Here is a 507-nt window from a genome sequence, read left to right as displayed (position 1 = left end):
GCCGCCCGCGCCCGTGGCCGGAAAGGTGGAAGGAAGTTTGCGCTGACAAAAGCGCAGGTCCGTATGGCGCAAGCCGCCATGGCCAATCGCGACACGTCTGTTAGTGATCTCTGCAAGGAGTTGGGGATCAAGCCTGTTACGCTCTATCGATACGTAGATCCAAACGGAAATCTGCGTGAATACGGAAGCCGCGTCCTCAAAATGCCTTAGGGTGTCATTCTGCACTCAGCCGGAATCCACCCCCATCAGGGTCTTCTGACGGCGGCACAGCGTGCTGTAATCTGGAACCGCCCAGTTCAACCCCGCCAAACCGAGTAGGCTTTCGACAAAGCCCGTTACCTGCCGCAACGGCATGCCAAACTGTACCTTCAGCGTCAGGCAAACTTGGATGGCGGCATCGCTGTAAGCTTTCTGGCGGCCTCTTTTGCCGCTCGGAGGCGGAGACCAGATCATCGATGGATCAAACCAGATGGTCAGCGAGCCACGTCGCTTCAGGGCGTCGTTGTA

General features: G+C 57.8%; 1 protein-coding gene and 1 pseudogene. Both read right to left on the bottom strand.

Annotation, left to right across the window (positions count from 1 at the left end):
- The coding region (locus A3722_RS25355) for a hypothetical protein (protein WP_443068788.1) at positions 1–225 on the bottom strand (225 nt) is incomplete at its 3' end.
- Between the two features lie 21 nt (positions 226–246).
- Positions 247–507, bottom strand: a pseudogene (locus tag A3722_RS16800) (transposase); the annotation flags it as partial.

It is taken from the genome of Sulfitobacter sp. HI0027 (assembly GCF_001634775.1).
Classification (GTDB): domain Bacteria; phylum Pseudomonadota; class Alphaproteobacteria; order Rhodobacterales; family Rhodobacteraceae; genus Sulfitobacter.
This window is presented reverse-complemented; position numbering and strand designations above follow the sequence as displayed.